Source organism: Massilia sp. UYP32 (assembly GCF_050434365.1).
GTDB classification, from domain to species: Bacteria; Pseudomonadota; Gammaproteobacteria; order Burkholderiales; family Burkholderiaceae_D; genus Telluria; species Telluria timonae.
In genome coordinates, this window is record NZ_JBNDIK010000011.1 from 60,155 (window position 1) to 82,361 (window position 22,207).

Consider the following 22,207-nt stretch of genomic DNA (forward strand, 5'->3'; position numbering starts at 1 on the left):
CTTAACCGGTCTGAATCAAAACGCTAGCAATCCCCGCCAACCTGCTCGCCATCCGTGGTGCTGCTGGTCCGTTCGAGTGGTCGTGGTCTTTGTTAGTTCGCACGCTGATGGTGCAATCCCACTCCAGATCGCACCGTCCGTAGGCAATATTCCACCACATCAATACGTCCCACGCGAGACGCCGTTTAACAAATTTGCTGCGCCTGGAATATTTTCGCAAAAAAACAACGAGGTCTTGGCTGAGTGCTATTACCGCGTGCAATTCAGGCAAGCACCCCGGGCCGTTTTAGCTACCAATATTTAACGCGCTGGAAATGCCTTTGGTGCACAGCCAGGTTTGATCCATATCGAAAGACGGATCACGCCGGCTGCGTCGCCTCTTCCGCGCGCAGCTCTTCCAACCCTTGCAGGCAGTAGTACTGGAACCATAGCCCGGCGAACAGGAAAATCATGACGTACAGCCACAGCGACACCAGGGCCAGGATCGGGAACAGCACGATCGACAGCACCGCGCCTCCCATCCAGACGATGCCCGGCAGCGCGCCGGCCAGCCCGGTGACGAAGCCGATGGCGAGCAGGGCCGAGCGGCGGCGGCGCATCAGGGCCAGGCGTTCGGCCTGGCTGGCGTGGGCGGCCAGCGCGTCGTAGCTCATCACGCGCGAGGTCACCCAGGCCCACAGGCTGGCCTGCACCAGCCAGGCCAGCGGCGGCACCGCGTACAGCGGCAGGGTGAACAGCCACAGCAGGGCGAACACGGCGGTGCTGCCCAGGTTGATCGCCACGCTGCCGAAGAACGAGCCGCCCTCTTTTTTAGCGAGCTGGGGAAACTGGCGCCTGCCCACATAGGTTTCGATGGCCGGCATCGCCACCACGCCCACGAACAGCAGGGCCGAGCCGATCATGAGCGGCAGCAGCAGCACGATCGCCATCAGCGGCACCACCATCACCTTGAGCATGCCCAGGCCGACCATTTCCAGCATGCTGCCGCTGGTCTCGAAGCCGCCGTAGTCGGCGAACATGCCGTGCAGCCAGTCGAGCAGCGGCTGCAGGCCCAGCCACATCGCCACACCCCACAGGACGAGCGCCAGCAACAGGGGCGCAAGCGACAGCAGCAGCATGCGGCCGCTGAACTGCGCGCCCAGGGCGCGCCGGCAAGCGGTCAGTACGGCGTTCATGGGGCTTTCCTTTGCAGCATGGTTTCTCCTGATGGCAGGTCGGGACGAGGATCAATGCCGCCATTCTACGGGATGGCACTTTCGAGACCCATGGACTACAATCGCCGTTCAATCTGAACAACAAGGAAGACCATGTCCACCATCACCACCGATTCCGGCCTCCAATACGAAGATCTCGTCACCGGCGAAGGCGCCGAGGCCAAGGCCGGCCAGCACGTCACCGTGCACTACACCGGCTGGCTGCGCAACGACGACGGCAGCCTGGGCGCCAAGTTCGATTCGAGCAAGGACCGCAACGACCCGTTCGAGTTCGCGCTCGGCGCCGGCCACGTGATCCGCGGCTGGGACGAAGGCGTGCAGGGCATGAAGGTCGGCGGTTCGCGCCGCCTGACCATCCCGGCCAGCCTGGGCTACGGCGCGCGCGGCGCCGGCGGCGTGATCCCGCCGAACGCGACCCTGATCTTCGACGTCGACCTGCTGGCCGTCTAAGCGCGTTTTACCGTGCGCCGTCCTGCGGCGGCGCATGGTGCCGCCGTCTTGACGGCAGCTTTTGAACTTCCCTTCTAAAATGCGGCCCGAATTCCCGTGCCCGCCCTCCTCCTGCGCTAAGATGCCTGCCGAATTGTCCAAGCGACAATACCGCACTCAACCATCACAGGAGTTTCCATGAGCTTGCAGGAACAGTTCAACCAGGCCCAGGCCGATTCGAAGAACCTGTCGGAGCGTCCCGACAACATGACCTTGCTGAAGATTTACGCGCTGTTCAAGCAGGGCTCGAGCGGCGACGTGACCGGCGAGCGTCCGGGCATGACCGATTTCGTGGCGCGCGCCAAGTACGACGCCTGGGCCGGCCTCAAGGGCACCTCGCAAGAGGAAGCCCAGCAGCAGTACGTCGACCTGATCGAAGAGCTGAAGGGCTGATCGCCCACCGGGCCGGCGTCCATGCCCGGCCCGCCATCCCGGTCATGCCGCGGCGGCGAAGGTCTTGCGCATCTTTTCCGCCACCTTGGCCTCGATGGCCGGCGCGAACGCGCCCATGAAGAAGCCCAGGCGGATGCGCATCGCGGCGCGCTGGTCTTCGAGGGTCAACATGCCCTCCACGCCGCTGCGCTCGAAGCGCAGCACATCGCCGTCCCACCTGCATTCCAGCCCGTATTCGGCCGCGATACGCTGCGCCACCTGCTCGGCTGCCGAACGCGCCGCGTCCGGGCTCAGGCTGTGCTGCTGGACGATGCTGATTTCCGCCATCTGACTGATCCTTCCTGAATCGATTGCAAACAATCCGCCATGATGCCAGTTGCGGCCGGGCTATGCCAGAGCTCGCTACAACAGACGGCGCTCGCGCACCCTCAATTGATGAGTATCAAAGCGTGCCCAGCAGGGAGCGCGAGGATGAAGGCGCAAGCCCGTCATTACGCGAGGAGTCGATATGGAAACCCCCGTCGTCCAGCCCAACCGCCTGTTGCCCGGCGACCCCGATGCGCCGCAGGCCGCGCAGCCCCCGGTGCGCTTCGTGCCCACCCCGAGCGCGCCCTACCGCCAGCAGCACCGCGCCGCGCGCCTGCTCGAAGAACCCGACGTCCCCGATCCGGGCGCGCCCCCGGCCACCGAGCCGCCGCCGCACGCCATCGGCGCCCGCGTCCTCATGTGGAAGCAAGATCCTTCGGTCAGCGAAATCGGCACCCGCAAGGCCTTCCTGCCCGGCGTGGTGCTGGCCGGTCCGCGCGACGCCCGCATCGCCCCCGGCGAGCCGGGCATCGCCGCGGTCGAACCGAACGCCTTCGGCGACTTCGTCACCCAGCCCGACACGCCGCAGTTCGACGCCGTCCATACCTTCGTCGTGGTGCGCCAGACGCTCACCATGTACCAGCGCGCCCTGGCCGCCGCCGGCGGCGCCATGCCGCTGCCCTGGCAATGGAACAGCAGCACCGATACGCGGCCGCTGCTGGTCTTCCCGCATGGCCTGCCGAACGTCATGAACGCCTTCTACAGCCGCAGCCAGGCCGCCCTCAAGTTCGGCGACTTCGTTCCCAACGGCGCGACCGAGCGGGTCTTCACCTGCCGCTCGTTCGACATCGTGTCGCACGAGACCGCCCACGCGGTGCTCGACGGCATCAAGCCGCTCTGGCTGCAGGCCGACGCCCCGCCCCAGACCGGCGGCCTGCACGAAGCCTTCGGCGATCTCACCGCGATCTTCCTGGCGCTGTCCCAGCTCGACCAGTGCGAAGCCGTGATCGCCCAGACCAAGGCCGACCTGCACGACAAATCCTTCCTGACCGACATCGCCGAGCAGTTCGGGCTGGCGCTCGGCAACAGCACCGGCCTGCGCAACGCCGACAACGACCTCAAGCTGAGCGAGGCCGGCACCCAGGTGCACGCCATCTCGCAGGTGTTCACCGGCGCTGTCTACGACGTGCTGGCCGACCTGTTCGCGCATGAACGCGATCCCGAGCGCGAAGACTGCGCCGCCGTCCTGCACCGGGTGGCCGGCTACCTGAGCGGCGTGCTGATGCGCGCCCTGATCGCCGCGCCCGACGCAGCCGCCACCTATGCCGACGTGGTCAACGCCATGCTCCAGGCCGTGACAAGCGACGGCAAGCCGGCGGCCTACGCCGACGCCATCCGCCTCCAGTTCAGCCGGCGCGAAGTCGTGGAGGCCGGCCATGGCGGCGGTGCGGATGGCACGGCCTCGTTCGTCCCCGGCCTGCCGCTGGCGGCGCGGGTCTGCGACGCCCCCGGCGCGCGGCAAGACCGGCGCGCTTGCTGCGGCACCATGCAGCTGGCCGAATACGATTGCGCCGAGCGCGTGCTGGCCGGCGAGGCACGCCTGCTGGCGCGCTGGTGTGCCGAACACGGCCGCCACGGGCCGGCGCTGCCCGGCCTGCCCGCCGCCGCGGCGCCGGCCGCCGGAGCGCCGGCCGCCGGAACGCCGGCCGGATCGTCGGCCGAACCGTCGATGCTGGCATGAAGATCAGCGCCCGCGCCTGCGGCGGCTTCGCCGGATTGGCCGAATCCTACGAGCTGGATACCGCCCGCCTGGCCGACGGGCCGGCCCTCGAGACGCTGCTGCGGCGTCTCGACTTCTTCGGCGTCGCCCCCGCCTGCCCGGTTGGCGCCGACCTGCCGCGCTGGGAAATCACGGTCGAGGACGGCCCGCTGTGCCACACCGTGTTCCTGCGCGAAGACGGCAGCGGCGGCCAGTGGCAACACCTGCTCGACTACCTGCGACAGGCCGGCTGAGCGGGGCCTTGACGGCTTCCCTCCGCAGCGACCTTAATCGCGGTCAATATCCACTGCACGGTGGCTTGACAAGCCAAAATCCGCACGCCCGTGCGGATTTCTCGTTCATTTGCTTATGTAGATTGTGTATATAGGCGAATTTGTGAGAAAAGCCGAATTGCCCTAAAATACAGTGCTTTGCTCTGTCCGGCCAGCCTATTCTCTTTCTTGCGCTCGGCGACGCGACATCCCACCAATTGATAGGACTGTTATGACCCACGTTGTCACCGAATCGTGCATCCGTTGTCGTTACACCGACTGCGTCGATGTATGCCCGGTAGATTGTTTCCGGGAAGGCCCGAATTTCCTCGCCATCGATCCTGACGAGTGCATCGACTGCGCCGTCTGTGTCGCCGAGTGCCCGGTGAACGCGATCTATGCCGAAGAAGACGTGCCTGGCGACCAGCAGCAGTTCATCAAGCTGAACGCCGATCTCGCGCGCTTCTGGCCTTCGATCACCAAGACGAAGCCGGCCCTGCCAGACGCGGAAGAGTGGAAAGACGTCAAGGACAAACTCGACCAACTGGCCCGCTAATACCGCCGCTGCGCCGCCCGTTCGGCGCCGGCCCGGGGTCGTTCTGCATGGCAGTGCTGGCTGCCATCGCCTCACCAATCAAAAATCACAGGAAGTAAGCGCATGACTATCAGTGCCACCCACGAAGCGGGCAGCATCGCTCCCAACAGTTCCTTCGCCGGCGCCATCGAAGCGGATGCCGTGATCATCGGCGCGGGCCCGGTCGGCCTGTTCCAGGTGTTCGAACTCGGCCTGCTCGAAATCAAGGCCCACGTCATCGATTCGCTGCCGGCCGTCGGCGGCCAGTGCGTGGAACTGTATCCGGACAAGCCGATCTATGACATCCCTGCCGTCCCGGTGTGCACCGGCCAGGAACTGACCGACAACCTGCTCAAGCAGATCGAGCCGTTCGAGCCGACCTTCCACCTGGGCCAGGAAGTGACGACCGTCCAGCGCCGCGAAGACCAGCGCTTCAACGTCGAGACCTCGACCGGCACCCGGTTCATCACCAAGACCATCTTCATCGCGGCCGGCGTCGGTTCGTTCCAGGCGCGCACGATCAAGGTCGACGGCATCGACAAGTACGAAGGCGAGCAGCTGTTCTACCGCGTCAAGGATCCGGCACGCTTCGAAGGCAAGAACCTGGTCATCTGCGGCGGCGGCGACTCCGCGCTGGACTGGGCCCTGAACTTCGTCGGCAAGGCCGAGTCGGTCGTGCTGGTGCACCGCCGCGATGACTTCCGCGCCGCCCCGGCCTCGGTCGCCAAGATGAAGGCCCTGTGCGACGAATACGAAATGCAGCTGATCACCGGCCAGGTGACCGGTTTCGACGAAAAAGACGGCCAGCTGACCGAAGTGAAGGTCACCGGCGCCGACGGCGTCACCCGCCGCGTGCCGCTGGACATGCTGCTGGTGTTCTTCGGCCTGTCGCCGAAGCTGGGTCCGATCGCCGACTGGGGCCTGGACATCGAGCGCAAGCAGCTCAAGGTGATGGACACCGAGAAATTCGAGACCAACGTCCCGGGCATCTTCGCCGTGGGCGACATCAACACCTATCCGGGCAAGAAGAAGCTGATCCTGTCGGGCTTCCACGAAGCCGCGCTGGCCGCCTTCGGCGCCGCGCCGTACATCTTCCCGGACAAGAAGATCCACATGCAGTACACGACGACCTCGCCGAAGCTGCACAAGATCCTGGGCGTCGAAACCCCGGTGTTCGACTAAGACGAGCATTGCCGCCACGGTTACCGCGTTCACCCAGCGTTCAGTAACTTGGCGGCGACAGAGTCCCCTGAAGCGCCCCGCCTTGCGGGGCGTTTTGCTTTATGTGGGCCGACCAACGGAGCGGGTCCGGGTAAATATGCTACAAGTGCACCATGCATAAGGGATGGCGCAGACCCTTGTTTCCACCGGCCAACGCAAATCCCCTATAATCGGATGAAGCTTATGCGCGGGCGATATTAGCGCAGTGTCAATACGAAGGAATACTTTATGCTTTATCAACTGCACGAGATGCAACGCTCCTTCCTGACCCCGCTGATGCAGTGGGCCGATGCGTCCTCGAAACTGTTCTCCAATCCCGTGTCGCCGTTTGCGCACACCCCATTTTCCCAGCGTATCGCCGCCGGCTACGAGCTGATGTACCGTCTCGGCAAGGAATACGAAAAACCGGCCTTTGGCCTCAAGACCACCACCATCAACGGTGAAGAGGTCGGCATTGTCGAGCGCATCGTCGTCGACAAGCCGTTCTGCAAGCTGCTGCACTTCAAGAAAGACATGGGCGACGCCGCCTTCGCCGCGCTCGATCAGCCGTCGGTGCTGGTCGTGGCGCCATTGTCCGGCCACCACGCGACACTGCTGCGCGACACCGTGAAAGCCCTGCTGGTCGAGCACGACGTCTACATCACCGACTGGACCGACGCCCGTATGGTGCCGCTGTCCGACGGCCCGTTCCACCTGGACGACTACGTGTTCTACGTCCAGGACTTCATCCGCCACCTGGGCCCGGACGTGCACGTGATCTCGGTGTGCCAGCCGACGGTGCCGGTGCTGGCCGCGATCGCCCTGATGGCAAGCAACAAGGACCCCAAGCTGCCCCGGACGATGACCATGATGGGCGGCCCGATCGACCCGCGCAAGTCGCCCACCGCGGTCAACGACCTGGCCATCGAAAAGCCGTATTCGTGGTTCGAGAACACCGTGATCTATTCGGTGCCGGGCAATTACCCGGGCTTCGGCCGCAAGGTCTATCCGGGCTTCCTGCAGCACGCCGGCTTCATCGCGATGAACCCGGGCCGCCACGCCCAGAGCCACCGCGAGTTCTACCAGCACCTGGTGCGCGGTGACGATGACTCGGCCGAGGCGCACCGCAAGTTCTACGACGAGTACAACGCCGTGCTCGACATGCCGGCCGAGTACTATCTCGATACCATCAAGACCGTGTTCCAGGACTACAGCCTGCCGAAGGGCACCTGGAAAGTCGGCGGCCAGCTGGTGCGTCCGCAAGACATCGAGTCGGTCGCCCTGCTGACCGTCGAAGGCGAGCTTGACGATATCTCGGGCCTGGGCCAGACCAGCGCCGCGCTGACCCTGTGCAGCGGCATCCCGAAGGAAAAAAAGCACGACTTCGTGGTCGAGAAAGCCGGCCACTACGGCATCTTCTCGGGCCGCCGCTGGCGCGAGATCGTGTGTCCGAAGATTACCGAGTTCATCCGCGCGAACGGCTGAACCGGGGACGAACAACGCAAAAGCCGTGGCATGCCACGGCTTTTTTTCTTGCTCGCTCGGCTTCAGCGTCCCGGCTTCAGCGCCCCATGACCACCTGCGCCACGCGCCCGGTCGCGATCGCGACCAAGGCATAACTTTCGCCGGCATCGACCCACTGGTGCCCGCGCGGCGGCTTGGTCAGCCGCAATGCGCGCCAGTCTTCGACCACGTGCTGGTGCGCCTGGTAGCGTGCCGGCAGGCGCTCGCCGCGCCGCACTTCCCCGGTCGCTTCCACGCTGCGGTAGCGCGTCGGACTCAAATGCGCGACCTGCGCACGTCCGGCCTGCGCGTCTTCATCCGCCTTGGCGTCCCGCTGCAGCAAGCCATCGCCTGCCGAAAAGATGGCGGCGAACAGCAGCGGCCCAATCAACTCGTTCATGTCCCATCCCCGGTGATCCAGCGTGAGCCGACAGTACAGCAGGATTGTGACAAGTCGTCTGTTAGCTCTCCCACGTAGCGAATGGATGAGCGCAGCCGGGTCCGCCAAAAGGCCGTCCGGTCGCATCCAGCCCCGTTTTGGCGGATAATGTCGGCTTGACCAGATTGAATCGCCCGCAGATCCTCCCCCCCGTGACCAGCCCCCTCGCCGACCAGCTCGAAGACCTGCTGCCGCAGACCCAGTGCACCAAATGCGGCTATCCCGCCTGCCGCCCGTATGCCGAGGCCATGGCGCGCGGCGAAGCCGAGATCAACCAGTGTCCGCCGGGCGGCATGGAAGGCGTGCGCCGCCTGGCCGCCGCGACCGGACGCGCGGTCATTCCGATCAATCCGGCCAACGGGGTCGAGCGAGCGCGCCCGGTCGCCTTCATCGACGAATCGCTGTGCATCGGCTGCACGCTGTGCATCCAGGCCTGCCCGGTCGATGCGATCCTGGGCGCGGCCAAGCAGATGCACACCATCCTGCCGAGCCTGTGCACCGGCTGCGACCTGTGCGTCGCGCCCTGCCCGGTCGACTGCATCGCGATGATTCCCGTCACCGGCGAACGCACCGGCTGGGACGCCTGGAGCCAGCAGGATGCCGACGCGGCGCGCGAACGCCACGATTTCCGCACCGCGCGCCTGCGCCGCGAGCGCGAGGAAAACGATGCCCGCCTGGCCGCCAAGGCCGTCGAAAAAATGCGCGCGGTGACCGCCGAAGTGACGAACACCCCGGAAGAACTGGCCGAGAAGGAGCGCAAGCGCGCCATCATCGCCGCCGCCATGGAACGCGCCCGCCTGAAGGCGGCCGGCAACCAGGACAAGAACTGAACCAGATGAATCCCGCCAAACGCCTGGAAATCTTTACCCGCTTTCGCGCCGCCAATCCCAAGCCGACCACCGAACTCGAGTTCACGACCCCGTTCGAACTGCTGATCGCGGTGCTGCTGTCGGCCCAGTCGACCGACGTCGGCGTCAACAAGGCCATGCGCCGTCTGTTCCCGGTAGCGAACACGCCGCAGGCGATCCTCGACCTCGGCATCGACGAGCTCAAGACCTATATCTCGACCATCGGCCTGTACAACACCAAGGCCAAGAACGTGATGGCGACCTGCCAGATCCTGGTCGAGCAATACGGCGGCGAAGTGCCGCCCGTGCGCGAAGCGCTGGAATCGCTGCCGGGCGTCGGCCGCAAGACAGCCAACGTGGTGCTCAATACCGCTTTCGGCGAGCCGACCATGGCGGTCGACACCCACATCTTCCGCGTCTCGAACCGGACCAGGATCGCGCCCGGCAAGAACGTCGACATCGTCGAGCAGAAGCTGTTGAAATTCGTGCCCAAGGACTTCTTGCACGACGCCCACCACTGGCTGATCCTGCACGGCCGCTACACCTGCGTGGCGCGCAAGCCAAAGTGCTGGAACTGCCTGATCGCGGACCTGTGCGAGTTCAGGGACAAGACGCCGGCGCCGGCCGGCGTGCTCGATCCGGCGGTGGCCGCGGCCAACGCGGCGACTTAGCGTCGCAACTTAAACCCGGGTTTCGCCGCTGGCGAACGACGCGCGCACGATGCGTCCGTCGACCACCTCGTACACGCACAGCATCTCGACCGTGCCCTTCCCTTCGGGGAAGTTGCGGGTGACGATCTCGAGGTCAGTGACGAAGTTGCCGAGCACCGTGCGCGACAGCAGGCGCGCCTGCAGGTCGGGTTCGACAAAGCGCGCTTCGTAGCGCGGACGGATCTGGTCGTGGCCTTCGGCCAGCAGCGCGCCGTGCAGGGCGAATTGCTGCGCGTTGGGCGCATAGGTGGCCATCAGGGCGTCGAGGTCCTTGGCGTTGTAGGCGTCCAGTTGGGCCTGGACCACGGCGAGAGGGGAAGTTGGCGTCATTGGCATTCGATCGGTAAGGAAGCGCGCCGCCGCTTGTCCGGACGATCCGGGCAACACGGGCGCGTGCGCATCTTACGCTGTCTGGCGTGCGCCGTTAAGCGAGCGCCTTGCGCCATGGCGCGGCCGGCGCCGCTTGCGGCTGCTGTTCGACCTTGAACACGCTGACTACCTCGTTCAGGGCCACGGTCTGGTCGCGCAGCGACTGCGCCGCGGCGGCGGCTTCCTCGACCAGGGCCGCGTTCTGCTGGGTCGCGCTGTCCATTTCCGTCACCGCCTCGTTGACCTGGGCGATGCCCTGGCTCTGTTCGCTGCTGGCGGCGCTGATCTCGCCGATGATGTCCATCACCTGGCGCACGCTGGCGACGATCTCGCCCATCGTCGCCCCGGCCTCGCCGACCAGGCGGTTGCCATCCTCGACGCAGGTGGCCGATGCGGCGATCAGTTCCTTGATCTCCTTCGCCGCGACAGCCGAACGCTGGGCCAGCGTCCGCACCTCGCCGGCGACGACCGCGAAGCCACGACCCTGCTCGCCCGCGCGCGCCGCTTCGACCGCGGCGTTGAGCGCCAGGATATTGGTCTGGAAGGCGATGCCATCGATGACGCCGATGATGTCGGTGATCCGGCGCGACGAGGCGCTGATCGAGGCCATGGTGCCCACCACTTGCTCGACCACCTTGCCGCCCTTGGCCGCCACGTCGCAGGCCGATACCGCCAGCTGGCTGGCCTGGCGCGCATTGTCGGCGTTCTGGCGCACGGTCGAGGTCAGCTCTTCCATGGACGAGGCGGTTTCCTCGAGCGCGCCGGCCTGGCGCTCGGTGCGCGCGGAGAGGTCGAGGTTGCCCTGCGCGATCTCGTGCGAAGCCACGGCGATGCTCTGCGCGCCGCCGCGCACCTGCAGCACGATGCGCTGCAGGCTGGCCGACATCTCCTTCAGGGCCAGCAGCAGCTGGCCGGTCTCGTCGTCGCTACGAACCGTGATCGCGGTGCGCAGGTCGCCGGCGGCCACGCTGCGCGCCGCTTCCACCGCCGCGTCGAGCGGCCGGGTGATCGAGCGCGACACCAGCACGCCGGTCGCCACCGCCGCCAGCGCGCCGAGCAGCATCAGGCTGTAGCTGAGCGTGGTCGCGCGCGCGCCGACGGCGTCGGCCTGCCGCACGCTGGCGGCGCTGAGCGCCGACATCTTCTTTTCCGCCTGCACCAGCAGTTCGGCCGGCGCCCGGTCCTTGCCCTTGACCGCCACGTCGCCGGCGGCGGGGTCGAAGCCGGCCGCGACGAAGTCCTGGTAACCGCGCCGGTAATCAAGGCCCATCTGCGCATGCGCGGCGCCGAACCGCGCCACCAGCGTGCGCACTTCTCCTTCGGGCAGGCTGGCCAGCAGGGCCGCGACCTGGGCGGCCACCTCGGCTTCGTTCTGCTGGAACGCGGCCCAGTACTTGTCGCGCTCGCCATCATCCTTGCCGCGCAGGAGCGTGTTCTTCCATTCCTGGAGCTGCTTGCGGAAGTGGGCCAGCATGGCCTCGACCTGCGTCGATTGCCCTTCCATGGCGACCGCCTGGCGGTAAGTGTCGACGGAGCGGTTCAGCTGGCTCATGCCGAAGAAACCGGCGCAGGCGACGAGCAGGGTGACGGCTGCAAAACCCAGGGGGAGCTTGCGGCTTAGCTTCATGTGGTGATCCTGAAAAACTGGGAATGCGGCCCGGCTGGGCGGATATGCACAGTGTATAGGCTGGCGGGCGGTTTATCACCGCCAATAGATCTTTCCAGACGGAAAGTGATACGGAACAGCGCTTACGTCCTGTCAGCGCGACACATCGCTGGCAGGAGCAAGCGCTTACTGATTACAAAAGCACCATATTGTCGCGGTGAACCAGCTCAGGCCCCTCGACGAAGCCCAGGATGCGCTCGATCTCTGTCGAGGAATGGCGCATGATGCGGCGCACCTCGCTGCTGGCATAGTTGGTCAACCCGCGTGCCAGCGGCTTGCCGGCCTCGTCGACGCAGGTGATCACCTGGCCGCGGCCGAACTCGCCGTTCACGGCCAGCACGCCAATCGGCAGCAGCGACTTGCCCTCTTTCGTCAGCTTGGCCACGGCGCCGGCGTCGATCACGACTTCGCCCGTGGTGTGCAGGTGGTCGACCATCCACTGGCGGCGCGCCGTCAGGCGGCCGGTGGCGGCCAGCAATTGGGTGCCGATCGCTTCGCCGCCGGCCAGGCGCGTGAGCACGTCCGGCTCGCGGCCCCAGGCGATCACGGTATGGGCGCCGGAGCGCGCCGCGCGCTTGGCGGCCAGCACCTTGGTCAGCATGCCGCCGCGGCCGATGCTGCTGCCGGCGCCGCCGGCCATCGCCTCCAGGGCCACGTCGCCGGCCTGGGCCTGCTCGATCAACTGGGCGTCAGGATTCTTGCGCGGGTCGGCCGAGTACAGTCCCGGCTGATCGGTCAGGATGACCAGGGCGTCGGCCTCGATCAGGTTGGCGACAAGGGCGCCGAGCGTGTCGTTGTCGCCGAACTTGATCTCGTCGGTGACGACGGTGTCGTTCTCGTTGATGATCGGAACCACGTTCAGGCGCAGCAAGGTGGTCAGCGTCGAGCGCGCATTCAGGTAGCGTTCGCGGTCGGCCAGGTCGGCGTGGGTCAGCAGCACCTGCGCGGTTTTCACGCCGTGGGCGCTGAAGCTGGATTCATAAATCTGGGCCAGGCCCATCTGGCCGCAGGCGGCGCAGGCCTGCAATTCATGGATGTCGGTCGGGCGTTTGGTAAAACCGAGGCGCAGCATGCCCTCGGCGATGGCGCCCGAGCTGACCAGGACGACGTCCTTGCCGAGCGCGCGCAGTGCGGCGATTTGAAAGGCCCAGCGGGCGATGGCGGTATGGTCGAGGCCCCTTCCCTCGTCGGTGACGAGGGAGGAGCCGACCTTGACGATGATGCGGGAGGCTTGGTGCAGTACGGAATTCATGGCGACAGGATTTTCCCCCGCGGTCGCAACGCGAGCAGGGAAAGTCCTGCCAGCAGTTCAACCGCGCAGACGACTAATAATACCCCCGAGGGCAAGCCGATCGCGAAAGCCGCAACGAGGCGGCCGGCCGGCTGGGCCAGGAGGAACAGGGCAGTAAGGTCGCCGAGGATGGGCTGGTCGCCCTGCCTGGCCGCCAACAGCGCCAACCCCGCGGTAGCGAGGCGGATGCCGACGTAGATGGCGTAGAACTGGCTGTAGCCGTTCACGCCGACGAGAAACAGGCCCATCGCGGCCGCGATGCGGTCGGGATCGAGCATGGCCGCGAGCGCGGCCAGCGAACTGGCGGTCGCGACCAGCTGCAACAGCTGGCCGCGCAGCCAGGCGCGGGTCCATTTGGTGGCAGGTAGTACGCTTGCGCTCAAGTTCAGTCTTCGATGATCTTGAAGCGTGGATCGTCAGGATCGATCGACGAGATGCCGCGCGCTTCCTCGGTCATCGAGGTTTCTTCGGCGCGCTGCTCGGAATGGCGCTTTTCTTCGAGGTGCAGGTAGATCGCGTTGATCAGGTCCTGGCAGCCTTCGCGGTTGAGGGCCGAAATCTCGAACACGGGGCCTTTCCAGGCCAGGCGCTTGATGACGTCCTTGACGCGCTTCTTGCGCTCGGCGTCGTCGAGCACGTCGAGCTTGTTCAGCACCAGCCAGCGCGGCTTGTTGAGCAGCTCTTCGTCGTACTTTTCGAGTTCCTTGATCAAGGCCTTGGCTTCCTTGACCGGATCGACCTTCTCGTCAAACGACGACAGGTCGACAATGTGCAGCAGCAGGCCGGTGCGCGCCAGGTGGCGCAGGAACTGGTGACCCAGGCCGGCGCCTTCGGACGCGCCTTCGATCAGGCCCGGAATGTCGGCGATCACGAAGCTCTTTTCGTGCGACACGCGCACCACGCCCAGGTTCGGGTGCAGGGTGGTGAACGGATAGTCGGCGATCTTCGGCTTGGCGTTCGACACGGCCGTGATGAAGGTGGACTTGCCGGCGTTCGGCATGCCCAAGAGGCCCACGTCGGCCAGCACCTTCAGCTCGAGGCGCAGGGTGCGGCGCTCGCCATCCTTGCCCTCGGTCTTCTGGCGCGGCGCGCGGTTGGTCGAGGTTTTAAAGTGGATATTGCCCCAGCCGCCCTCGCCGCCCTTGGCCAGCAATTCGGTCTGGCCGTGCTCGGTCAGGTCGGCGATGATCTCGCCATTATTGTCGTCGATGATCAGCGTGCCGACCGGCATGCGGATAGTAATATCTTCGGCGCCCTTGCCATAGCAATCGGAGCCGCGGCCCGGTTCGCCGTTCTTGCCGGTATGGACTTTCGAGTAACGGAAGTCGACCAGGGTATTCACATTGCGGTCGGCAACCACGTAGATCGAGCTGCCCTTGCCGCCGTCGCCGCCGTCCGGACCGCCGAATGGGCGGAACTTCTCGCGACGGAACGAGGCGCACCCGTTGCCGCCGTCGCCAGCGATGACTTCAATTCTTGCTTCGTCAATAAACTTCATGATTGTGACCGCTAAAAAACTAAAAAGGCCCTACCGTGGGCAGAGCCTTTCGATGGAAGGCTTGCGCCTTGCAAAGAAGCGCCGCTGATGCGGCGCAAATGCGTTATTACGCTGCGACTGCTTCGTTAGCAACGACGGTCACGAACTGCTTCGAGCCCACGCCTTGCTTGACGAACTTGACGGTACCGTCGACCAGCGCGAACAGGGTGTGATCCTTGCCGGTGCCGACGTTGGCGCCAGCGCGCACTGGGGTGCCGCGTTGACGGATGATGATGCCGCCGGCGTTGATTGCCTGGCCGCCGTAGACTTTCACGCCAAGGCGTTTGCTTTCTGAGTCACGGCCGTTGCGGGTAGTACCGCCGCCTTTTTTGTGTGCCATTGTATTACTCCTTGATGACTAATGCTGGGAACCGGACGGCGATTAGCCGTTGATCGAAACGATCTGGATTTCGGTGAAGTTCTGGCGATGGCCCTGACGCTTCTGGTAGTGCTTACGACGGCGCATCTTGAAGATACGGACCTTGTCGTGACGACCATGCGAAACCACTTTCACCAGCACCGTTGCACCTTCGACCAGCGGAGCACCAAACTTGATGCTGTCGCCCGCGCCAACGGCGAGGACCTGATCGATCGTGAGTTCGGAACCAATGTCAGCCGGTATCTGTTCTACTTTAAGTTTTTCACCAGCGACAACTTTGTATTGCTTGCCACCGGTTTTTATGACCGCGTACATGATTTGAAACCTCATCAAATGTTAAAAGAATCCGCCAGCAACAGAGCCCCGCGCAAGCGCGCTGGACTGTTCGTAAGCCGGGGAACAGGGGATTATACATAAATCGCCGCGATGCGTCAAAAGCGACTGACGATCTCTTCCGTACGTGGCATGCCGCCAACGCCGCACCGACGCCCAGGATCCGCTCAAGAGCGAGCTCTACCCTGCCGGTGGGACGGATATCCCTTGCATACCGTATAATCGCGGCACTCTTATAGTTAACCCACGTTTCGCAGGTCAGCCTTGTCAGCCGCCACTCAACACGCCCAACAGAACTCCATCGTCCAGTCGATCGCCCCAGACATGGAGGCCGTCAACACGGTGATCCGCCAGCGGCTGCATTCCGACGTCACCCTGGTGAACCAGATTGCCGAGTACATCATCAGCGCAGGCGGCAAGCGCATCCGTCCAGTGCTGGTGCTGCTGCTGGCCAATGCCTACGGCTACCGCGGCACGGCCCACCACGAACTGGCCGCCGTGGTCGAGTTCATCCACACCGCGACCCTGCTGCACGACGACGTGGTCGACGAATCCTCGATGCGCCGTGGCCGCCAGACCGCCAACGCCCTGTTCGGCAATGCCGCCTCGGTGCTGGTGGGCGACTTCCTGTACTCGCGCTCGTTCCAGATGATGGTTGGCCTGGACAATATGCGCGTGATGCAGATCCTGTCCGACGCCACCAACGTGATCGCCGAAGGCGAAGTGCTGCAGCTGCTGAACATGCACGACCCGGACGTGACCGAGGCCGCCTACCTCCTGGTGATCCGCTCCAAGACCGCCAAGCTGTTCGAAGCGGCGGCCGAGCTCGGCGCACTGGTGGCCGGCGCCAACGACGACCAGATCGCCGCGGCCGGCGAATACGGCCGCTCGCTGGGCACGGCCTTCCAGCTGATCGACGACGTGCTCGACTACGCGGGCGACGCCGCCGAGATCGGCAAGAACCTGGGCGACGACCTGCGCGAAGGCAAGCCGACCCTGCCGCTGATCTGGCTGATGGAGCATGGCACGCCGGAACAGCGCGCGCTGGTGCGCAACTGCATCGAGCAGGGTGACGAGCAGCAATTCGATGCGGTGCTGGCGGCAGTGACGTCCAGCGGCGCGCTGGATTACACCCGCAAGCAGGCCGAGGAAGCGGCCCGCCGCGCGTCGAATGCGATCGCCGATTTGCCCGACAGCGTCTTCAAAAACAGCCTCCTCCAGCTCAGCAGCTTCGCTGTTGACAGGAACCACTAAGTGATTTTATAGTAATGCCTTCCCGGGGTGACCTGTAAAGACACCCCGAACCGTCGGGGTGTAGCTTAGCCCGGTAGAGCGCTACGTTCGGGACGTAGAGGCCGGAGGTTCGAATCCTCTCACCCCGACCATTTCTTCTCGTTGATTCTCAACGATTTTCCTTGGTTCTCAAGGACTTACAGTACCAATGTCGCGAGTGAGTGTTACACCAGCTGAGGAGCAAGCTGTGTGTAGCCACCTAATCAAACGCGGCAGCCGGTATTTGATTCGCCGCAAAATCCCTGTTGACTTGCAGAGCCATTACGGCCGCACCCAAATAGTCAAAGCACTTGGCACCAGTGACCGCCGCGAAGCTGAACAGCTTTGCCGTATCGAGGGTGTCAAGTTCGATGTGGAGTTCGCGAGCGTTCGTGCCGCGCTTGCCGCTTCCGCTCCAACTCAGCCCACGCCTGCACCGCCCGCGCCACTGGTTCGCCCATTCGGATCAACGCGGATGAGGTTGCATCGCGAACGCTCGGCCCACCGGCGGGACGCTGCTGCTGCACAGGGTTATGAGGCTCTGGCCGCGTTCAATGAACGAATGAGGCGCGGCCTTGACGATCAAGAAGTGATTCTGTGTGGCGATTCAGGGAAGTCTGGCCCTGATCCAGTCGAGCCAAGTCGGGGGCATGGTGATGCTTCGCGGGCTGTCTTGGTCTTCATCGTCGTAGTAAGTTAATTTGTCCGTCTCAATACCGATGGGTTCATGTCCCGGCTCTCCATCCCAAAAGACCTTGTAGCGTCTCCTTGCAAGAAGCGCCCCTTGCTCATTAAGGACAGTCAGCTGAACGGCTTCCATACCATCCCCAAAGAAGGGACTGTTGTCCACTCCGCTTCCACAAATGTTGATGATGTATTTCTTGCCATTAAAAACTTTGACCCCGCCATTTAATTTCTCGTTGTAGTTGTTAATACGGCAGTCAGTTCCATCCCCATGACCGCCAATCAACGTCCCTACTGAGAAAACAACAACAAGCCAAATAATGACAATGGGGGTCATCTTGATAAATTCTTGACTTGGGGATTCAGCAGTTTTAACGACCCTAAAAGCTTTGTATCCAAAGAAGACAAGGATACCAAAGACAAGTGCAAGCCCTGTCTCTTTGGCAAAGTACAGCGAGGCTAGAACAAGTCCGTTGTGGAATCGGCGCGGGAGAAACCAGTCAATGACAATCCATACTAAAATCAGAACAATGATTGAAGCAAGAATTAAGGCCAAATTCTTTAGCGACTTGTAAAAGTATTCCCGCATGGTCAACATACCGTGTCCGCTTTGAATACGGCTGATTGGTTGGAATTACTGCCCCCGAACATCAGCCGTTTGGTTTACATGCTTCTTCCAAAGTTAGTTTGATTGGCTTTGGCAGCTTGACTTTCTTAGGTTCCGTGTAGATTGCAAAATCGCCACCTCGGCCAAATTTCTCTCGCCATTTGTGATAATCGCTATTGCGAACGGGATAGTACACGTCCTGTGTGCGCATCTCGCCGAACATGCCCTTGAGGATGTCAACAGGCTTGTCGAAACCATCTTCCGTGTATGGGCCGTTCCCCCACTGTATGTCCTCGCCATAGTTGGCCGCAAGATCCGACGCAACAGCAGTCGGAACAAGTATTACACCGTTCCGGTTCCAATGGCCCAGGTATTGAGAAGCTTTCTTGCCCGGCTTGTCTGCGAATGAGTAGCTGTCCCGCGCATAGACATAAATGTGCGTCACCTCAACATGAGACTGGCAACAATAGACCGGGGCAGCCCCCTTAGGATACTTGTAATACTTCTCTGTGTAGACGCGGGCCTCAGCTACCGCCGCGCATAAGGCGAAGTTCGCCAAGGATGCTGTAAGATCAGTTAGGCCGTAACTCCAATCCAGTGTGTCGAAGTTGCTCACGACCTCCCTTTGGAATTGAAATTCTTTGTGCAGCTTCTGGATGTTACGGCCTGAATGGGCAAAGGCATCGAGTTCCCCTGAATAGGCGATGCCGTTGTCAATGAATTTCCGTGTTAACAGGTGCCCGACTTTCTCCCTGATTAACTTAATCGCCCTGTCATTGTAAATTCCACTACTGATTAGATGCTCGTATTTAGCCCGTACTTTCGGATACTTCAATACGAAATCCATTGACACAATCTTGGTATCTACCATGTCGTCTGGGTAGACGTACTTCGAATCGTTCTGAATCTCATGTTTTCTACCATTGAACCACCGCCTTGCCAGCTTAGCGGCGACGGGGAAACCCATGTGTTCCATCGCCTCCGGTAGATCAAGCATGTCGAATGGTGGCGGGGCTTTGCACTCCTCAACGGGTTCCTTGCTTTTGACTTGTGCGTTTGAGACCTTGGACGCCTGCGCGGCCTTTTCGCTCATAGCTCCGGCAGCAACCGCTGGCGAGGGGGCAGCTTTCTTTGCCTCTTGCTCTTGCGCAGCGGCTTTTGGATCAAGCTTCGGCTTCTCTGCTTTCTTCGGCTCAGGCGGCTTCTCGCCGGGCAACGGCGGGGGCTTTCTCTCCATGAGGATTGCCGCCTGCGGGTTCTTGAGCGGCTTACAGCCTTCCGTCTTGTCGACCAGCTTCCAGACCTTCTGGAGCGCAAAGAACCCGGCGAAGTCGAGCCTGTAGTACGGGATTCGGATTTGCGCTGGCATGGACTCTCGGGCAAGCAGATGGGAAGCTGACATTGTTGCTTGCCTTGCTCTGGGACAGGTTAGCGAACGTCAACTCAGGGAGTGGGCTAAGGCCTTCCAGTGCCTATGGATGCGAGCGGTCCTCCAAAGTGGCGACTTGTCATTCAGTCTGCTACACTACAGCTTTCCACGTGTAACACTGCACGCGACGTAAGTCATTGATTTGTAACGGCTCGGTGAAGTTCGAATCCTCTCACCCCGACCACAGAATTCAAAAAGCCAGACCAGGCATCAGCCGGTCTGGCTTTTTTCATTGTTACATGCCTGGCGTGGTCTCCACCGGCGCTCTTTGCTGGGCATCGAACGCCATCGCCAGGATGTCTGGTTGCCTACGCCAGTTCGGTGACGAACTGCGAAAACGGGCGACGCACTTTCTTCAGGTCGACCAGCCAGTCTCCTTCATCCGCACGGTAGCCAATAGGCAACAGGATCACCGAACGCAATCCCCGTTCGCGCAGCTTCAGGATCTCATCCACCTTGGCAGGATCGAACCCTTCCATCGGCGTGGCATCCACCTTTTCCTCGGCTGCGGCAATCAGCGCACTGCCGAGGCCGATATAAGCCTGGCGCGCGGCGTGTTCGAAATTGGTCTGGGCATCGCGTTGCGGATACGTCGACAGCAACTGCTGGCGGTAGGCTTCCCAGCCTTCGTTTCTGAAGCCGCGCTCGGCGTTCACCAGATCGAACATCGCGTTGATGCGCTCAGCCGTATAGTTATCCCACGCGGCAAACACGAGCAGATGCGAGGCTTCCGTCACCTGCGCCTGGTTCCAGGCATGCGCCCTGATCTGTTCACGCAGAGCCTCGTTCGTCACCACGAACATCTCGTACTGTTGCAGCCCACTGGAACTGGCCGTCAGGCGCACCGCTTCGAGAATGCGGTCGATCTTCTCCTTGGCGACCTTCTTGGTTGGATCCATTTTTTTGGTGGCGTAACGCCACTGCAAGGTTTGCAAGACATTGGACATGCAGAATTCCTTCTATGTGAGTGAATAATGCGCCATGATGCCCGACCCCGCAGTTTCTTGCCGAGCGCCGCCCAATCTGCCCGCGGCATGTGTTTATTTCACCTACCTCTTCCACTCAAAACGTACTGCGCAACCGAACGCCCAGCTGACGCGGCGTCCCCACCAGCACCCGCATGGCGCCGTCGGCGGACGTGTAATAAGCGCCCTGGGTCGGGCTGCTGGCCAGGTTCGGCACGAAGGACGTGGCGTAGTTGGCGTACAGCGACAGTTGCGGGCCGAGCTTGTAGAGCGCGCCGAAGCGCCGCAGCACTTCCGAGCCGGAGATATTCTGCGTCTCCACGAACTCGAGGCCAACGCCCTCCTCCTGGCGGTAGCGCTGGAACCTTACCGAGGCCGCGACGATCCAGCGCTCGCCGAGCGCCATGCTGTCCTGGGCGAACACCGAGGTGGTGGACTCCGGCATTCCTTCCCGATGTGGCCCCATGGCTAAGTACGGCACGCTCAAGCCCGGGAACTCTGGACCATTGTCCTTTGGTCTGATTGAACGATGAATATCTCTCCCGTAGGATGACATTCTCAAACTCAGGTTTCTCGGGGAGGCGCCTCATGATTCTCGCTAAACTTTCTCATCCGGCCCGCGTGGCGGCGGGATGCTGTCTTCTTGCCTTGTCCGCCTGTTCCAATCAAGCGTTGAACCACGAGCTTGCCGCCAGTCGGGAGGCGGTCGATCAAGCGCAGATGGCGGGTGCGGAGGTCAACGCTCCCGCGAACTACGGTGTCGCGGTCGACAAGCTGGGGCGGGCCAATGCCGCCGCCACCGGCCACCACAAGCATGACGCGATGCGCCTGGCCGAGCAGGCCAAGGTCGACGCCAATCTGGCGCGTGCCAAGAGCGAATCGACCCAGGCCAGGCTCGCGGCCGCCGAGATGGCCAAGAGTAATCAGATATTGCGCGAGACAATCAACCGCGCATACCCGAACCAGTAGAGGTGAGAGATGAACCACATCCTTCGATCAAGCATGGGCGCGGTCATTGCCGGCATCATCGCAGCGGGATGCTCGACGACCCCGCCTGCGTCCAATGTGGCTGCCGCCAATACCGCTATCGGCAACGCCCAGCAGGCGATCGACCAGGCGTCCGCCGATCCCCACGTCGCCAAATACGCTGCAAGCGAACTGGAACGCGCAAGCGCGTCGCTGCAGAAGGCGAAAACGGCGTGGAATGACAAGCATGACCTGACGACCACGACGCATTTCGCCTATATCGCACAGCAACGCGCCGCGACGGCGCAGGAATTCGCAGGCGAGCGGGCGGCGGGCGAGGCAGTGACGGTTGCGGCGGCGGAACGGGACCAGGTGTATTCGTCGCTTGCAGCAAGAAGCGGCAAACCGAAAGCAATCACGGAACTGGCGCAAAAAGACCTGGTAGGCTTCGCCCCCGGCCGAGCGAACATCCCGGCCAGCGCCAAGCGCGCGCTTGACGAGTTGGCAGCCACATTGAAAAGCAATCCCGAGCGCGAGGTCGTGATCGAAGGGTATACGGACAATATCGGCGGTCGCCGTTACAACCAGGCCCTGGCCATGAGACGGGCAGATGCGGTACGTGTCGCCCTGCTCCAGCGTGGCATCAACTCCGGCCGCATCGCCATCCGGTCTCACGGCGAACAGAATCCGGCGGCCAGCAACAAGAGCAGGATCGGGCGTCTGGAAAACCGGCGTGCGGAAGTCGTCACGGGCGACTCCAACACGCAAATGCTGGGTTCGTCACAAATCTCTTCCACGACGTCGAGCGACGAAAACGGGCAATCCAAGCAACCCGAGCGATGATGCCTGGGGCACGGATCTGCATGCGCATGGTCCGGATATCCTCGCCCCAGCGACAGGATTGGAAAAGCCAGATACGGTGAGCCGGTCTGGCTTTTTTACTGCTTGCAGGTCTTCCGGCGTCGGACCGTGATGTTCAGGCCAGGGCATATCGGCTCGGGT

The 22,207-nt window shown here is 63.0% G+C and carries 27 protein-coding genes and 1 tRNA gene; 14 read left to right on the top strand and 14 right to left on the bottom strand.

Annotation, left to right across the window (positions count from 1 at the left end; genetic code table 11):
* Positions 1-359: 359 nt before the first annotated feature.
* Entirely contained in the window at positions 360-1,175 is an 816-nt protein-coding gene (locus ABIB42_RS10375) for an EI24 domain-containing protein (RefSeq protein WP_005668470.1), read from the bottom strand.
* Between the two features lie 132 nt (positions 1,176-1,307).
* Here ABIB42_RS10375 and ABIB42_RS10380 point away from each other — a divergent pair, with 132 nt between their 5' ends.
* Both ABIB42_RS10380 and ABIB42_RS10385 read left to right on the top strand, forming a co-directional pair.
* Entirely contained in the window at positions 1,308-1,664 is a 357-nt protein-coding gene (locus ABIB42_RS10380) for an FKBP-type peptidyl-prolyl cis-trans isomerase (protein ID WP_005668468.1), read from the top strand.
* A 177-nt stretch (positions 1,665-1,841) separates the two neighbouring features.
* Positions 1,842-2,096: an acyl-CoA-binding protein gene (locus ABIB42_RS10385; protein ID WP_005668466.1), complete on the top strand. Its 255-nt coding sequence runs from the start codon at positions 1,842-1,844 to the stop codon at positions 2,094-2,096.
* Positions 2,097-2,138: 42 nt separating this feature from the next.
* Here the strand turns inward: ABIB42_RS10385 and ABIB42_RS10390 are convergent, their stop codons facing one another.
* The gene (locus ABIB42_RS10390; protein ID WP_005668465.1) at positions 2,139-2,423 is read right to left on the bottom strand and encodes a polyhydroxyalkanoic acid system family protein; all 285 of its coding nucleotides are present in this window, start codon (positions 2,421-2,423) and stop codon (positions 2,139-2,141) included.
* A 181-nt stretch (positions 2,424-2,604) separates the two neighbouring features.
* Here ABIB42_RS10390 and ABIB42_RS10395 point away from each other — a divergent pair, with 181 nt between their 5' ends.
* The 5 genes from ABIB42_RS10395 to ABIB42_RS10415 all read left to right on the top strand — a co-directional run bounded on the left by ABIB42_RS10395 (position 2,605) and on the right by ABIB42_RS10415 (position 7,692).
* Positions 2,605-4,143, top strand: a complete 1,539-nt coding sequence (locus ABIB42_RS10395) for a hypothetical protein (protein ID WP_005668463.1) — start codon at positions 2,605-2,607, stop codon at positions 4,141-4,143.
* The gene (locus ABIB42_RS10400) at positions 4,140-4,415 is read left to right on the top strand and encodes a protealysin inhibitor emfourin (protein ID WP_005668460.1); all 276 of its coding nucleotides are present in this window, start codon (positions 4,140-4,142) and stop codon (positions 4,413-4,415) included. Before ABIB42_RS10395 ends, ABIB42_RS10400 begins: the two co-directional genes overlap by 4 nt.
* Before the next feature lie 250 nt (positions 4,416-4,665).
* Positions 4,666-4,989, top strand: coding sequence for a ferredoxin FdxA (fdxA, locus tag ABIB42_RS10405; protein WP_005668458.1), 324 nt, complete (start codon positions 4,666-4,668; stop codon positions 4,987-4,989).
* A gap of 102 nt (positions 4,990-5,091) precedes the next feature.
* A complete protein-coding gene (locus ABIB42_RS10410; protein ID WP_005668455.1) occupies positions 5,092-6,189 on the top strand; it encodes an NAD(P)/FAD-dependent oxidoreductase in 1,098 nt (365 codons plus the stop codon).
* A gap of 267 nt (positions 6,190-6,456) precedes the next feature.
* Positions 6,457-7,692 (top strand): polyhydroxyalkanoate depolymerase, encoded by a 1,236-nt coding sequence (locus ABIB42_RS10415; protein ID WP_005668454.1) that lies wholly within the window; start codon positions 6,457-6,459, stop codon positions 7,690-7,692.
* Positions 7,693-7,768: 76 nt separating this feature from the next.
* On the opposite strand, the gene ABIB42_RS10420 is transcribed toward ABIB42_RS10415, so the two are convergent.
* Positions 7,769-8,110 (bottom strand): RcnB family protein, encoded by a 342-nt coding sequence (locus ABIB42_RS10420; RefSeq protein WP_005668452.1) that lies wholly within the window; start codon positions 8,108-8,110, stop codon positions 7,769-7,771.
* 191 nt (positions 8,111-8,301) lie between these two features.
* On the opposite strand from ABIB42_RS10420, the gene rsxB reads away from it, so the two are divergent.
* Both rsxB and nth read left to right on the top strand, forming a co-directional pair.
* Entirely contained in the window at positions 8,302-8,979 is a 678-nt protein-coding gene (rsxB, locus tag ABIB42_RS10425; protein WP_051205134.1) for an electron transport complex subunit RsxB, read from the top strand.
* A gap of 5 nt (positions 8,980-8,984) precedes the next feature.
* Entirely contained in the window at positions 8,985-9,668 is a 684-nt protein-coding gene (nth, locus tag ABIB42_RS10430; protein WP_005668448.1) for an endonuclease III, read from the top strand.
* Positions 9,669-9,677: 9 nt separating this feature from the next.
* On the opposite strand, the gene ABIB42_RS10435 is transcribed toward nth, so the two are convergent.
* The 7 genes from ABIB42_RS10435 to rplU form a co-directional block, all read right to left on the bottom strand.
* On the bottom strand, positions 9,678-10,037 hold the full coding sequence (locus ABIB42_RS10435; protein WP_005668447.1) for a nuclear transport factor 2 family protein: 360 nt from the start codon (positions 10,035-10,037) through the stop codon (positions 9,678-9,680).
* 94 nt (positions 10,038-10,131) lie between these two features.
* A complete protein-coding gene (locus ABIB42_RS10440) occupies positions 10,132-11,703 on the bottom strand; it encodes a methyl-accepting chemotaxis protein (protein WP_429248291.1) in 1,572 nt (523 codons plus the stop codon).
* A 172-nt stretch (positions 11,704-11,875) separates the two neighbouring features.
* Positions 11,876-12,994, bottom strand: coding sequence for a glutamate 5-kinase (gene proB / locus ABIB42_RS10445; RefSeq protein ID WP_184235189.1), 1,119 nt, complete (start codon positions 12,992-12,994; stop codon positions 11,876-11,878).
* Positions 12,991-13,416, bottom strand: a complete 426-nt coding sequence (locus tag ABIB42_RS10450; protein WP_005668441.1) for a hypothetical protein — start codon at positions 13,414-13,416, stop codon at positions 12,991-12,993. The genes proB and ABIB42_RS10450 overlap by 4 nt, the downstream gene beginning before the upstream one ends.
* Before the next feature lie 2 nt (positions 13,417-13,418).
* Complete coding sequence (gene cgtA / locus ABIB42_RS10455; protein ID WP_005668439.1) at positions 13,419-14,531, bottom strand: Obg family GTPase CgtA; 1,113 nt, start codon at positions 14,529-14,531, stop codon at positions 13,419-13,421.
* 106 nt (positions 14,532-14,637) lie between these two features.
* Positions 14,638-14,910, bottom strand: a complete 273-nt coding sequence (rpmA, locus tag ABIB42_RS10460; protein WP_005668438.1) for a 50S ribosomal protein L27 — start codon at positions 14,908-14,910, stop codon at positions 14,638-14,640.
* A gap of 42 nt (positions 14,911-14,952) precedes the next feature.
* Positions 14,953-15,264, bottom strand: coding sequence for a 50S ribosomal protein L21 (rplU, locus tag ABIB42_RS10465; RefSeq protein ID WP_005668436.1), 312 nt, complete (start codon positions 15,262-15,264; stop codon positions 14,953-14,955).
* Between the two features lie 282 nt (positions 15,265-15,546).
* Here rplU and ispB point away from each other — a divergent pair, with 282 nt between their 5' ends.
* From ispB to ABIB42_RS10480, 3 genes are all read left to right on the top strand, one after another.
* Positions 15,547-16,536 (top strand): octaprenyl diphosphate synthase, encoded by a 990-nt coding sequence (ispB, locus tag ABIB42_RS10470; RefSeq protein ID WP_005668435.1) that lies wholly within the window; start codon positions 15,547-15,549, stop codon positions 16,534-16,536.
* Between the two features lie 54 nt (positions 16,537-16,590).
* Positions 16,591-16,667, top strand: a tRNA-Pro gene (locus ABIB42_RS10475).
* A gap of 56 nt (positions 16,668-16,723) precedes the next feature.
* Positions 16,724-17,254 carry a DUF6538 domain-containing protein gene (locus ABIB42_RS10480; RefSeq protein ID WP_429248292.1) on the top strand — a complete coding sequence of 177 codons (531 nt, stop codon included), beginning with the start codon at positions 16,724-16,726 and terminating at the stop codon, positions 17,252-17,254.
* Here the strand turns inward: ABIB42_RS10480 and ABIB42_RS10485 are convergent.
* From ABIB42_RS10485 to ABIB42_RS10500, 4 genes are all read right to left on the bottom strand, one after another.
* Positions 17,162-17,836: a hypothetical protein gene (locus tag ABIB42_RS10485; protein ID WP_184235195.1), complete on the bottom strand. Its 675-nt coding sequence runs from the start codon at positions 17,834-17,836 to the stop codon at positions 17,162-17,164. The genes ABIB42_RS10480 and ABIB42_RS10485 overlap by 93 nt on opposite strands.
* Positions 17,837-17,888: 52 nt before the next feature.
* Positions 17,889-19,214, bottom strand: coding sequence for a DUF6402 family protein (locus ABIB42_RS10490; RefSeq protein WP_184235198.1), 1,326 nt, complete (start codon positions 19,212-19,214; stop codon positions 17,889-17,891).
* Between the two features lie 368 nt (positions 19,215-19,582).
* On the bottom strand, positions 19,583-20,221 hold the full coding sequence (locus tag ABIB42_RS10495; protein WP_005668429.1) for an NAD(P)H-dependent oxidoreductase: 639 nt from the start codon (positions 20,219-20,221) through the stop codon (positions 19,583-19,585).
* 115 nt (positions 20,222-20,336) lie between these two features.
* Positions 20,337-20,684 (bottom strand): TonB-dependent receptor domain-containing protein, encoded by a 348-nt coding sequence (locus ABIB42_RS10500; RefSeq protein ID WP_005668428.1) that lies wholly within the window; start codon positions 20,682-20,684, stop codon positions 20,337-20,339.
* 143 nt (positions 20,685-20,827) lie between these two features.
* On the opposite strand from ABIB42_RS10500, the gene ABIB42_RS10505 reads away from it, so the two are divergent.
* Together ABIB42_RS10505 and ABIB42_RS10510 are read left to right on the top strand one after the other, a co-directional pair.
* On the top strand, positions 20,828-21,208 hold the full coding sequence (locus ABIB42_RS10505; protein ID WP_005668427.1) for a DUF4398 domain-containing protein: 381 nt from the start codon (positions 20,828-20,830) through the stop codon (positions 21,206-21,208).
* 9 nt (positions 21,209-21,217) lie between these two features.
* Positions 21,218-22,048, top strand: coding sequence for an OmpA family protein (locus ABIB42_RS10510; RefSeq protein WP_429248293.1), 831 nt, complete (start codon positions 21,218-21,220; stop codon positions 22,046-22,048).
* Positions 22,049-22,207 lie beyond the last annotated feature (159 nt).